The sequence below is a fragment of the Vandammella animalimorsus genome (assembly GCF_002288875.1).
Taxonomy (GTDB): domain Bacteria; phylum Pseudomonadota; class Gammaproteobacteria; order Burkholderiales; family Burkholderiaceae_C; genus Lampropedia; species Lampropedia animalimorsus.
The window spans coordinates 39684-52018 of the sequence record NZ_NTBH01000011.1 but is presented as its reverse complement, the minus strand read 5'-3'; the positions used below and the strand labels follow the sequence as shown (position 1 = coordinate 52018).

Here is a 12335-nt window from a genome sequence, read left to right as displayed (position 1 = left end):
AGACAATAGACAACCGAAGGAATTCAATGACTCTGCAAAGAGGGATTACTCTGATGGCTATGCTGGTGACAGCATGCGTGTTGATCGCCTGCTCAGGCACCCAAAGCTCGCCCGAGGCTGTGGCCAAAGCATTTGTTGAAGCAGCCTACAAAGGCGACGCCGATACCATTGTCAAGCTGGTACACATCCCTGGCAGCGCCAAAGCTGGCGAAGCAGAGCTGGTGGAAGGTAAGCTGCGCGCCAAGGCTGCTGAGTCCAAAGCCAAGGCTGAAGAGCAATTAGGTGGCTTCAAAAGCGCCGATGTCATATCCGCCGAAATCAGCCCTAGAGATCCCAACTTGGTTCAAGTGCGGGTGCGGGCGATCTTCAAAAACAGTGAAAAGCAAGAAAACGTCCGTACCATCAAAGTCGATGGAAAGTGGAAAGTCCGTCTCTGATGCGGCATCGGTTAGCGTCTGTTGTCGGCGCAGCTTTGAGCTTGGCGCTAACCCTCAATGCCTCAACTCCGGCTTCACATGTGCTTCGCGGCCCCATTCTGGCCGTGCCAGGCGACATTCAAGTGGGGGATTGGATTTTTCGTGGCGGCATATCGAGCGATAGCCGATGGATACGCGCGTTCAGTGGCAGCGCTTTTTCCCATGTCGGCATCGTGGTGCAAACGACCCCGCACATTCTCATTGCACACGCGACCACCGACGATGACCCCACAAACCCCGATCAAGTGATCTTCACCGGCTGGGATGCTTTCGCATCCGCAGAGGTGGCTGACCGTCTGGCCGTGGCCCGCCCCCTCTTTATGAATGCAGCGCAGCGCATAGCCAGTGCCCATCATGCTGCAGCCCGGTTGGGCGAACGCTTTCTTTTGACCGGTCGCAACTCTTCCCCACTTTACTGCACCACTTTGCTGCTGGACGCCGTACAAGCGCAAACCGACTTCAACCCCAGTTGGCAGCTGCTGGATTTACCAGTACTTGGCGGGGAATACCTGTTCCCTAAAGCTTTGGCCCAGACCGATCTGCACTGGATAGCCGGCACCGCCGATGCACCATGACTACAGATCACAGCAACCGAAATATCGATCGATAAAGTATCCCGACAATCCCATGTCCAAAGACAAAGCCCCCGCACTTAAAGCCGTCAGAGGCATGAACGACATCCTGCCGCCCGAATCCAGCCGCTGGCAGTGGCTGGAGGACGCGGTGCGCCGCGTCATGGCGGGCCACGCCTACCGCAACGTGCGCCTGCCGATCATGGAGCACACGGCGCTGTTCGTGCGCGGTATTGGTGAGGTGACGGACATCGTCGAAAAAGAGATGTACGCCTTCGAGGACCGCGCCGACCAACACGGCCGCGCCGAGCACCTGGCGCTGCGCCCCGAGGGCACGGCCGGCCTGGTGCGTGCCACGGTGGAGCACAACTTGCTCTACGACGGCGGCAAGCGCCTGTACTACATGGGCCCCATGTTCCGGCGCGAGCGCCCGCAGCGCGGCCGCTACCGGCAGTTCCACCAGATCGGCGCCGAGGCGCTGGGCTTTGGCGGGCCGGAGGTGGACGCCGAACTCATCCTGCTGGCCGTGGCGCTGTGGCGCGAGCTGGGCATCCGCAACTGGCGGCTGGAGCTCAACAGCCTGGGCCAGCCCGAGGAGCGCCGCGCGCACCGCGCCGCGCTGATCGCCTACTTCGAGCAGCACGCCGAGCAGCTCGACGAAGACGCGCGCCGCCGCCTGCACAGCAACCCGCTGCGCATTCTGGACACCAAGAACCCCGCCATGCAGGCGCTGGCCGAAGGCGCGCCCAAGCTCATGGACTACCTGGGCGAAGCCTCGCTGGCGCACTTCAAGGCCGTGCAGGCCATTCTGGACGCCAACGGCGTGCCCTGGCGCATCAACCCGCGCCTGGTGCGCGGGCTGGACTACTACAACCTCACAGTGTTCGAGTTCATCACCGAATCGCTGGGCGCGCAGGGCACCATCTGCGGCGGCGGCCGTTATGACTACCTGATCGAGCAAATCGGCGGCAAGCCCGCCCCGGCCGTGGGCTGGGCGCTGGGCGTGGAGCGCGTGCTGGAGCTGCTCAAGGAAGAGGGAGTGACCCCGCCCGAGGCCGTGCCCGATGTCTACGCCGTGGTGCCCGACGCGGCCAGCCTGCCGCAAGTCATGGCCGTGCTGGCCCAATTGCGCGCCGCTGGCGTGGCCGTGCAAATGCACGCCAGCGCCGATTCGGCCCAGGGCATGGGCAGCTTCAAGAGCCAGTTCAAAAAGGCCGACGCCAGCGGCGCGCGCTTCGCGCTGATCTTCGGCGCCGACGAGCTGGCGCGCGGCGAAGTGGCCCTCAAGCCCTTGCGGGCCGCGCCGGGGCAGGAGGGCGCGGCGGCGCAGCAGCTGTGCCCGCTGGCCGATCTGGCGGGGTTGGCCGCGCGCATACAATCGCCGCTGGCTGCGTGAGCGCCAGCCCCCTTGGGCAACAGGCAGGCGCCTGCTGCCTCGCTTGCGGCACAACAGCCGCCGCCCTTGCGCCGCAAGGGCTTGATCCAACCCCATTCCAATGGCAATGCAGCAATACGATTTACAGGAACAGGAACAGCTGGCGACCCTCAAGCACTTCTGGGATCGCTGGGGCAACTTGATCAGCGCCGCGCTGCTGGCCATCGTGGCCGTGGTGGCCGGGCTCAATGGCTACCAGTACTGGCAGCGCAGCCAGGCGGCCAAGGCCGCAGTGCTGTACGACCAGGTTCTGCAGGCCACGGTGCAGAACCAGCAGGCGGTCGTGCAGCAAAGCCTGCAGGCCCTGCAGCAGAGCTTCCCCAAGACGGCCCAGGCCAGCCAGGCCACGCTGCTGGCAGGCAAACACCTGGTGCAACAGCAGGATTGGGCTGCTGCCGAACAGGCTTTTGATTGGCTGGCCCGCCACAGCAAGGATGAGGGCTTCAAAGCCCTGGCCGTGCTGCACAAGGCTTCGGTGCAGATGCAGCAGGAGCAGGGCGAGCAGGCGCTGGCCGCGCTGGATGCGCACAGCTTCCCCTATGAATTCAGGCCACTGCGCGACGACCGCCGTGGCGACATTCTGCTTGGCCAAGGCAAGACGCAGGAGGCCATCAGCGCCTACCAGGCCGCTTTCGACGGGCTGGGGCCGTTCAGCCACTACCGCAGCGTCGTGCAAAGCAAGCTGACGGCGCTGGGTCAGCAGCCCGCTGCTGCTGCCCAGGCGCCTGCTGCGGCCCGCGCCAGCTCCTGATTGGGGCAGAGCGGTAGGCCGCAGGCTGCCTGTGCCGCCAAAGGCCGCCGGGGTTGCCGGAGTCGGCCGGCCCGCTGCCGGGGCAGGTCGGCGCGTATCGATTTTTGGAGTCCAGAGATGACTGCTTTCTCTTTCTCTTCGCTGCGTTTCCCGCGTGTGCCGGTGCGCCGCGCCGCTCGCGCGCTGGCCATGCTGGCGCTGGCCGGGCAATTGGCGGCCTGTGCGATGTTCAGCAGCAGCAAGGCCCCCAAGCCGCGCGAGCTCGAGCCCAACGAAGCGCGCTTTGCCGCCAGCCAGGTCTGGACGGCGCAGATTGGCAATCTGGGCAACATTGAGCTGCAGCCCTTGGTGCACCAGCTCTCGGTCACACTGGCCACGGCATCGGGCACGGTGATGAGCCTGCAGCCGACCACGGGCGAGCAGCTCTGGCAGGCCCGCGTGGGCGAGCGCCTGGTGGCTGGCGTCGGTGGCGATGGCCAAACCTTTGCCGTCATCAGCGCGCGCAATGAGGTTGTGGCCTTGCGCGACGGCCAGGTGCTGTGGCGCTATGCCCTGCCTGGGCGTTCGTTCACGCCGCCGTTGGTGGCCGGCGGGCGGGTTTTTGTCATCACGGCCGAGCGCGCGCTGTTGGCGCTGGATGCCGACAATGGCGCGCTGATCTGGGATCGCCCTGCGGACGATGAAGAAAGCCTGGCGCTGCAGCAGGCCCTGCTGCTGACGGCCGTGGGCGATACGCTGGTGGCGGGCTTTTCGGGCCGCGTCGTCGGCATTGATCCAGATACAGGCACGTTGCGCTGGGAGGCCAACGTGGCCGTGCCGCGCGGCATCAACGACATCGAGCGCCTGGTGGACGTGGTTGGCCATTTCAGCCGCGAGGATTCCAGCCTGTGCGTGCAGGCCTTCCAGGCGGCCATTGGCTGCGTCGATGCACGCTCGGGCAGCACGAGTTGGAGCCAGCGCCTCAATGGCGCAGTGGGGGTGCATGGCGATGGACAGACGGTCTACAGCGTCGATGCCACAGGTCGCATTCAGGCCTGGAGCCGGCAGGATGGGCATCAGCAATGGCTGTCTGACCGGCTCCAGTACCGCCAGTTGACTGCGCCGCTGCGCCTGGGTCGCGTGCTGGCCGTGGGCGATGCCAGCGGCTGGCTGCATTTGCTCGAAGGCAGTGATGGCAGCCCGCTCAACCGTTTCCAGACCAACCGCTCAGGCTTGCGTATCGCGCCGGTGTATGCGGGCAATACGCTGATTGCCATCAGCAACAACGGCACGGTGTACGGTTTCAGGCCCGATTGACGCCGGGCGATGGATTGCGCACGGCGCCCAGGGCCATGCCCCGCCCAGCTCGATTGAGCGGCTGAGGGGGGGCAGGCCCGCCACCTGCTTCAACAACCAAGGACGATTGCCATGCTCCCGGTCATTGCTTTGGTGGGCCGGCCCAATGTGGGCAAGTCCACGCTGTTCAACCGTCTCACGCGCACGCGTGATGCCATCGTGGCCGACTTCGCCGGGCTGACGCGCGACCGGCACTACGGCACGGCGCGCTGGGGGGCGCGCCAGTTCATCGTCGTGGACACTGGCGGGCTGGAGGACAGCGCCGAAGGTGCGATCTTCGAGAAGATGGCTGGCCAGACGCAGCAGGCGATTGCCGAGGCCGACCTGGTGATGTTCCTGGTCGATGTGCGCGCCGGCCTGGCCGGACAGGATCAGGAAATTGCGCGCTACCTGCGCCGTCTGGGCAAGCCTTGCCTGCTGGTGGCCAACAAGGCCGAGGGCATGAAAAGCGGCGCGCAGCTGTCTGAGTTCTATGAGCTGGGCCTGGGGCCGGTGTATGCCGTCTCGGCCGCGCATGGTCAGGGGGTGCGCGATCTGCTGGAGCTGGCCGCCGAGCAGCTGCCGCCCGAGCCGCAGCCAGGCGATGCCGCCGATGGCGACGCCCAAGAACAAGCCGCGCCCATCCGCATTGCTGTGGCTGGCCGGCCCAACGCTGGCAAGTCCACGCTGATCAATGCCTGGTTGGGCGAGGATCGGCTGGTGACTTTCGACATGCCGGGCACAACGCGCGACGCCATTCGCGTGCCCATCGAACGCGGCGCGCAGCGCTATGAGCTGATCGACACCGCCGGCCTGCGTCGCAAAGGCAAGGTGTTCGAGGCGGTGGAGAAGTTCTCCGTGGTCAAGACCTTGCAGGCCATCGAGGGCGCGCAGGTGGTGGTGCTGGTCATCGATGCCACGCAGGGCGTGACCGATCAGGATGCGCACATCGCCGGCTTCATCCTGGAGTCTGGGCGGGCTGTGGTCGTGGCCATCAACAAATGGGATGCGCTGGATCGCTACCAGCGCGAGCAGTTGGCGCGGTCGCTGGAGCTGCGCCTGGGCTTCATGCGCTTTGCGCCGGTCAAGCACATCTCGGCGCTCAAGCGCCAGGGGCTGGAGCCTTTGTGGAAGGCCATCGACGCGGCCTATGCTGCGGCCACACGCAAAATGCCTACGGCCAAGCTCACGCGCTTGCTGCAAGAAGCCGTGCAATACCAGGCGCCACGCAAGAGCGGCATGTTCCGCCCCAAGCCGCGTTATGCCCACCAGGGCGGCATGAACCCGCCGGTGATCGTGATCCACGGCAACTCGCTGGACCATTTGGATCAGGCCTATCGGCGCTTTCTGGAAACCTGGTTCCGCAAGGCCTTCAAGCTTGAGGGCACGCCGCTGCGCATCGAGCTGCGCACCAGCGACAACCCCTACGCGGACAAGTCCTGAGCTTTGCGCTGCGCGGTTTTTTTACCGCCTGCGGCACCTGTCTCCGAAGGCAGGCTTGAAGAAATGGCGCAAAAGCCTGCGGGTTTGCACGTAAGTAGCAGCACTGTGTTAAGGTGCCGCCTTTCGTTTTCTTCTTAGAACAGGTTCTCAAGACTAACGCTTGAGGCCCGCCCCAGGAGGCCTGCCCAGGCCTCTTCAACACGGAGCTATATCGTGAGCAATAAAGGCCAATTGTTGCAGGATCCCTTTTTGAATGCCCTGCGCCGTGAGCACATCCCGGTGTCGATCTATCTGGTCAACGGCATCAAGCTGCAAGGGCAGATCGAATCCTTCGACCAATACGTGGTGCTGCTGCGCAATACCGTCACGCAGATGGTCTACAAGCACGCCATTTCGACCATCGTGCCGGCCCGCCCGGTCAACTTTGCCTCGCTGTCGGCCGAGCAATCCGGCGCGGCAGAGAAGAAAGCAGCAGGCCAGGCCTGATGATGGCCTGGGCCAGGCCGGTGGCGCAGCGCCTCCCTGAGGCATGCGTCACCTGGTCAGTCTGGCCTTCGGTTTGCGCTGCTTTCGACCCAGGGCCTGTCTGCGCAGCAGCAGGCCCTGAGTTTTTTGTCCCGCCCAATGCATGGCATGCGCCATGCCCGTACAGGAACCTGATCCGTCTTGAGCAAGAACACGTTTGCCATCACCCCTGAGCCAACGCCTACGGCCGTGCTGGTCGGGGTGGATTTTGGCGAGGCCCATTTCGACCATGAACTCGATGAGCTGGCGCAGCTGGCGCTGACGGCGGGCCTGCAGCCGTGTGAGCGCATCGTCGTCAAGCGCAAATTCCCCGATGCGGCGCTGTTCATCGGCAAGGGCAAGGTCGAGGAGCTTAAGGCCCTGGCCATGGGCCATGGCGCCAGCGAGATCATCTTCGACCAGGCCTTGAGCCCTGCGCAGCAGCGCAACCTGGAGCGCGAGATTGGCCTGCCGGTGTACGACCGCACGTTTTTGATCCTGGAAATTTTTGCCCAGCGCGCCCGCAGCCACGAAGGCAAACTGCAGGTTGAGCTGGCCCGGCTGCAGTATCTGAGCACGCGCCTGGTGCGGCGTTGGTCGCACCTGGAGCGCCAGCGCGGCGGCATCGGCGCGCGCGGCGGCCCGGGCGAGACGCAGATCGAGCTGGACCGACGCATGATTGGCGACGCCATCAAGCGCGTGCGCGATCGCCTGGCCAAGCTCAAGAAGCAGCGCAGCACGCAGCGCCGCCAGCGCCAGCGCAACCAAGTGCCCAGCATCTCGCTGGTGGGCTACACCAACGCGGGCAAGTCCTCGCTGTTCAATGCGCTGGTCAAGGCCCGCAGCTATGCGGCCGACCAGCTGTTTGCCACGCTGGACACCACCACCCGCCAGCTGTATTTGCAAGAGGCGGGCATGGCCGTGTCGCTGTCGGATACGGTGGGCTTCATCCGCGATTTGCCGCACGGCCTGGTCGAGGCCTTTCAAGCCACCTTGCAAGAAGCGGTCGATGCCGACCTGCTGCTGCATGTGGTGGATGCGGCCAATGCGCAATTCCCCGAGCAGGTGCAGCAGGTGCAAAAAGTGCTCGAAGAAATTGGCGCAGCGCAAATCCCGCAGCTGCTGGTGTTCAACAAGATCGACAGCCTGCCGCCCGAGCGTCAGCCGCGCAGCCTGCGCGACACCATGGAGATGGGCGGCGTGCAGGTGCCGCGCGTGTTCATCAGTGCCCAGACCGGCCAGGGGCTCGATGGCCTGCGCCAGGCCCTGGCCCAGTGGTGCCTGCAGTATCGGGGCGATGATGGCTCGCACGAGGCCGATGGCCGGGCATCGGAAGAGGGCATCCAAGGGGCGGGCGATGCGCAGGCAGGAGCCTCGGGCAGCGATGCCCTGTAATGGCCTGGGGAATACCTGAGCCCTGTGCTTTTTGGGCACAATCGCGGCTTTTGCCGCCAAGCGGAGGCCTGCGCGCAAGCCGGTGGCTTGCACGGCCTGGCGCCCTGCATGGCGCCGTGCGCCTTCTGGCCCGGCCATGCGCAGTGCGCGCCACACGAGATTCAACCAACGAGACTGAGTGAATGACTGCATTACCACGCCGCCAAGGTTTGGCGCGCTTTCTGGAGCGGCTGCGCGCCCTGTTGAACCTCAACGACCCAGGCTGGGGCAGGGATGCGGGGGCTGGCCAGTCCGGCAGTGGTGCGCGCGGCGGCAATGGCGCTGGGGGCGCTGATCAGGGCGATGCCTTGCCTCCGCCGCCGCCCTCCCCACCGCCACCGATGCCGCCTCGCCCCCCTGCAGGCCCGCAAGGCGGCCCCCGGGGCGGGCAGCAGCAGCCACCCGATCTGAGTGAGCTGATGGGGGATTTGAACCGCAAGCTCTCCAACCTGTTGGGGGGCCAGGGCGGACGCCGCCCGCCGGGCGGCCCGCGAGGTGGCATGCCTGGCGGTTTCAAGCCGCCTAGCATTTCTGGCGGCTTGGTGTCACTGGTGGCCGTGGTGCTGCTGGGCCTGTGGCTGGCCTCGGGCTTTTTTGTGGTGCAGGAAGGTCACAACGCAGTCATCTTGCGCTTTGGCAAGTACCAGAGCACCGTGCCAGCTGGCCTGCGCTACCGCTTGCCCTCGCCCATTGGCAGCCATGAGATTGTGGACATGCGCATCCAGCCGCTGGCCGTGGGCTCGAACAATATGCTGCCGGCCACGGGCCTGAACGAGCACGCCATGCTGACCAAGGACGAGAACATCGTCGAGGTGCGCTTTAACGTGCAATACCGCATCACCAATGCCGAGAACTGGAAGTTCAATGCGCAAAACCCGCAGGGCGCCCTGGTGTCTGCGGCCGAGACGGCGGTGAGGGAAGTCATTGGCGATATGACCATGGACGAGGCCCTGGCCAACCGCCGCGCCGAAATCGCCCCTGGCGTGCGCGAAATCATGCAGGAGATTGTGGATCGCTACCGCTTGGGCGTGACGGTGGTGGCCATCAACATGCAGGACAGCGGCGTGCTGCCGCCCGAGAGTGTGCGCGCAGCCTTCGACGACGTGCTGCGCGCCGATCAGGAGCGCGAGCGCGCCAAGAACGACGCCGAGGCCTACGCCAACCGCATCATCCCGCGCGCCGTCGGTGAGGCCGCGCGCATCAAGGAGGAAGCCCAGGGCTATCGCCTGCGCGTGATGGCCGAATCCGAGGGCGATGCCGCGCGCTTCTCGGCCGTGCTGGGCGCTTATCGCCAGGCACCGGCCGTCACGCGCGAGCGCATGTACCTGGAGACCATGGAGGAGATCTACAAGAAGAGCAGCAAGGTGCTGCTCGACGGCGGCGATGGCGGCAACAACCTGGTCTATTTGCCGCTGGACAAGCTGATGGAGCAAAGCGCCGCCGCCGCAGTGCGCAGCCACGCGGCCGCCGCAGAAGGCACGGCCAGCGCCGAGGCCGCCAGTGCACCCGCCGCGCCCAGCGCGGGCTACGCCCCGGCCGCGCCGCAGGGCGCTCGCCGCCCCACCCGGGAATCGCGCTGAACGCAGCCCTTAGCAAGAGGAATCAATCATGAATCGAATTGGGTTTTGGGTGGTGTCGCTGCTGCTGTTGCTGGCAGCGGCCAGCTCGGTGCTGTTCGTCGTGGACGAGCGCCGCTACGGGGTGGTGTACCACCTCAGTGAGATCAGCCGCGTCGTCAAGCAGCCGGGCCTGCACGTCAAGTGGCTGCCAGCGCCGTTCCAGACGGTGGACTATCTGGACAAGCGTCTGCTGACGTTGGAGAGCCCTTCGCTGGAGCCGACGCTGACGGAGGAAAAGCAATGGGTGGTGATCGACTGGTATGTGCGCTGGCGCATCACCGACCCCGAGGCCTACATCCGCAGCGTGGGCCGGACTGAAGAAGCCGGCGCCGCGCAGCTGGGCCGCGTGGTGCGCAGCGCCTTCCAGGAGGAAGTCAACCGCCGCACCGTGCGCCAGCTGCTCTCCGAGGATCGGCGTGGCCTGATGCAGGACGTGCTGCGCCAGGTGTCCGAAAGCGTTGGCGGCAGCCCCGTCGAAGGCAGCAAGCCTGCATCGGACGCCGCCAGCGCCACCAGCGCTGAGCAGCCTGTGGCGCAAGACGGCGTTCAGGCCGCCGAGGCCAAGGTGGAGCTCGACGAGCATGGTCAGGCGCGCGTCAAGCTCTCTTGGGGCATCGAAATCGTTGATGTGCGCATCACCCGCGTTGACTACTCCAAGGACATCACCGAATCCGTCTTCAAGCGCATGGAGGCCGAGCGCACCCGCGAGGCCAACCGCCTGCGCTCCGAAGGCCAGGCCGAGGGCGAGCGCATCCGCGCCAATGCCGACCGCCAGCGCACCGAGACCCTGGCTGCAGCCTACCGCGAGGCTCAGGAAATCCGCGCGCAAGGCGACAGCGCCGCCACGGAAACCTTTGCCCGGGCTTACAGCCAGGATCCGGACTTCGCCCAGTTCTACCGCAGCCTGCAGGCCTACCGCAGCAGCCTGGGCAAGCCGGGCGATGTGATGGTGCTCGACCCCAACGAGTCCGAGTTCTTCAAGGCCATGCGCACTCCTGGCGCTGAGGGCCGCAGGCCCTGATGGCAGTGGCGCGCCGGCGCAGTGCGCCCGGCCCAGACCCCTTTGCCAAAACCCTTTTGGAGGGCCTGCACGAATGCGCAGCGCACACTTTGCCGCTGCAATTGGTGCAGACATTTCTTTGGCCGCCGCGTGGCCATGCCGCTTTTTGCGCGACGGCCGCGCCCGACCCAACGACCCTATGCACGCCGAAACCTTGCTGCTGGCCTTGGGGCTGGTGTTCATCATTGAAGGCCTGCTGCCTTTTTTGGCGCCAGGCGCCTGGCAGCGCTGGATGCAGCAGATTGCGCAGCAAAGCCAAGCCAGTGTGCGCGGGCTGGGCCTGATCAGCATCCTGCTGGGGCTGGCCTTGCTGTGGCTGTGGTGACGCGGCGCCCGCGACGGCTCCAACGATTGGACAATTTATGAGTGTCTCTTCTTCCTCTGGGCAGCCCGCCAACGGGGCGCGCCCGTTCTGGCGCTGGCTTGCGCTGGCGTTGCTGGTGGTGGTGCTCGACCAACTGAGCAAGCAGTGGATCCTGCAGCATTACCGCTGGGGCGAGTTCACGCCGGTGACGCAGTTCTTCAACATCGTGCGGGCCCACAACACCGGGGCGGCGTTTTCGTTTCTGGCCGGCCAAGGCGGCTGGCAGCGCTGGTTTTTCGTGGCCATTGCCGCACTGGCGGCGCTGTTTATCCTTTGGCAGCTGCGTGCGCATGGCCAGCAACGCCTGGCCTCGGCGGCGCTGGCCTTGATTCTGGGCGGCGCCATTGGTAATGTGATCGACCGCATTGCCCACGGCTATGTGGTGGACTTTCTGGACTTTCATTGGCGGGGGGCGCATTTCCCCGCCTTCAATGTGGCCGACATGGCCATTACGCTGGGTGTCGTGGGCGTGCTGCTGGCTGAATGGCTGCGCTGGCGCCAGGAGCGGGCCGCCCGTTGAAAAGCAAGCTGTTGATGATTAGGAGTTTTGCCATGAACCCATCCACTTCCATCACCGATGATCTACTTGCCCAATTGCGCGGCATGCCGCTGGCGCAGTTGGCGCAGCAGCTGGGCGTGAGCGAGCAGCAGACGCAAAGCGCTGTGGAAACAGCCGTGCCATTTCTGCTTGGCGCTTTGGGCCAGAACGCCGCCCAACCGGAAGGCGCGCAGGCGCTGTTTGGCGCGCTGGAGCGCGACCATGCGACTGCGCCGCAGGCGGCAGCGGGCATGCCCGATCTGAGCGGCTTGCTGGGGGCCGTGCTCGGCGGCGCTGGCGGCGCGGGCATGGCTGGCGCCCTGGGCGGTTTGCTCGGCGGCGCGGGTGGCGCTGCTGCCGCGCCCGCACCTTCTGGCCGCTTCAATGCCGAGGGCATTCTGGGCCACATCCTGGGCGGCAAGAAGGCCCAGGCGGAGAGCGGTCTGAGCCAGGCCACAGGCCTGGACAGCGCCATGGTGCACAAGCTGCTGCTGATGCTGGCGCCCTTGGTCATGGGCTATCTGGGGCGCCAAATCACCAGTGGCCGGGCTTCGTCTGCCGATGCACTGGGCTCGCTGCTGGGCCGCGAGCGCAGCCAAGTGCGCCAGCGCGGTGGCGCTGCAGGCGGCCTGCTGGGGGCCGTTCTGGATCAGAACGGCGACGGCAAGCTGGACATGGGCGATGTGCTCAAGTTCGGCGCGCAATTCCTGGGCGGCAAGCGTCGCTGAAGTTCAGGGGCTATTGAGATTCAGTATTGCGGCGGTGTTTCGGTCAAGAACCGGAATCTGCGGCGTTGAAAATGCTTGCAAGCTTGTATGCCTTGCA

General features: G+C 65.5%; 13 protein-coding genes. All 13 read left to right on the top strand.

What is annotated here, in order from left to right; all coding sequences use genetic code 11:
* The first annotated feature begins 53 nt into the window (after positions 1-53).
* The 13 genes from CLI93_RS13295 to CLI93_RS13235 all read left to right on the top strand — a co-directional run bounded on the left by CLI93_RS13295 (position 54) and on the right by CLI93_RS13235 (position 12238).
* Positions 54-437, top strand: coding sequence for a DUF4878 domain-containing protein (locus CLI93_RS13295; protein ID WP_238946664.1), 384 nt, complete (start codon positions 54-56; stop codon positions 435-437).
* Between the two features lie 104 nt (positions 438-541).
* Positions 542-1051 carry a YiiX/YebB-like N1pC/P60 family cysteine hydrolase gene (locus tag CLI93_RS13290; protein ID WP_172424322.1) on the top strand — a complete coding sequence of 170 codons (510 nt, stop codon included), beginning with the start codon at positions 542-544 and terminating at the stop codon, positions 1049-1051.
* Positions 1052-1103: 52 nt separating this feature from the next.
* The gene (gene hisS / locus CLI93_RS13285) at positions 1104-2444 is read left to right on the top strand and encodes a histidine--tRNA ligase (RefSeq protein ID WP_095543080.1); all 1341 of its coding nucleotides are present in this window, start codon (positions 1104-1106) and stop codon (positions 2442-2444) included.
* Between the two features lie 100 nt (positions 2445-2544).
* Positions 2545-3234: a YfgM family protein gene (locus tag CLI93_RS13280; RefSeq protein ID WP_095543081.1), complete on the top strand. Its 690-nt coding sequence runs from the start codon at positions 2545-2547 to the stop codon at positions 3232-3234.
* Between the two features lie 117 nt (positions 3235-3351).
* Complete coding sequence (gene bamB / locus CLI93_RS13275; RefSeq protein ID WP_095543082.1) at positions 3352-4530, top strand: outer membrane protein assembly factor BamB; 1179 nt, start codon at positions 3352-3354, stop codon at positions 4528-4530.
* A gap of 111 nt (positions 4531-4641) precedes the next feature.
* Positions 4642-5991, top strand: a complete 1350-nt coding sequence (gene der / locus CLI93_RS13270; RefSeq protein ID WP_095543083.1) for a ribosome biogenesis GTPase Der — start codon at positions 4642-4644, stop codon at positions 5989-5991.
* A 213-nt stretch (positions 5992-6204) separates the two neighbouring features.
* Entirely contained in the window at positions 6205-6477 is a 273-nt protein-coding gene (gene hfq / locus CLI93_RS13265) for an RNA chaperone Hfq (protein WP_095540738.1), read from the top strand.
* Positions 6478-6657: 180 nt separating this feature from the next.
* On the top strand, positions 6658-7890 hold the full coding sequence (gene hflX, locus CLI93_RS13260; protein ID WP_095543084.1) for a GTPase HflX: 1233 nt from the start codon (positions 6658-6660) through the stop codon (positions 7888-7890).
* 182 nt (positions 7891-8072) lie between these two features.
* Positions 8073-9509, top strand: coding sequence for an FtsH protease activity modulator HflK (gene hflK, locus CLI93_RS13255; RefSeq protein WP_095543085.1), 1437 nt, complete (start codon positions 8073-8075; stop codon positions 9507-9509).
* 28 nt (positions 9510-9537) lie between these two features.
* Positions 9538-10569, top strand: a complete 1032-nt coding sequence (gene hflC, locus CLI93_RS13250) for a protease modulator HflC (protein WP_095543086.1) — start codon at positions 9538-9540, stop codon at positions 10567-10569.
* A gap of 178 nt (positions 10570-10747) precedes the next feature.
* Positions 10748-10933, top strand: coding sequence for a DUF2065 family protein (locus tag CLI93_RS13245; RefSeq protein ID WP_095540742.1), 186 nt, complete (start codon positions 10748-10750; stop codon positions 10931-10933).
* Between the two features lie 37 nt (positions 10934-10970).
* Positions 10971-11492 carry a signal peptidase II gene (gene lspA, locus CLI93_RS13240; protein WP_095540743.1) on the top strand — a complete coding sequence of 174 codons (522 nt, stop codon included), beginning with the start codon at positions 10971-10973 and terminating at the stop codon, positions 11490-11492.
* A 32-nt stretch (positions 11493-11524) separates the two neighbouring features.
* Complete coding sequence (locus CLI93_RS13235) at positions 11525-12238, top strand: DUF937 domain-containing protein (protein ID WP_095543087.1); 714 nt, start codon at positions 11525-11527, stop codon at positions 12236-12238.
* The last annotated feature ends 97 nt before the right edge of the window (positions 12239-12335 follow it).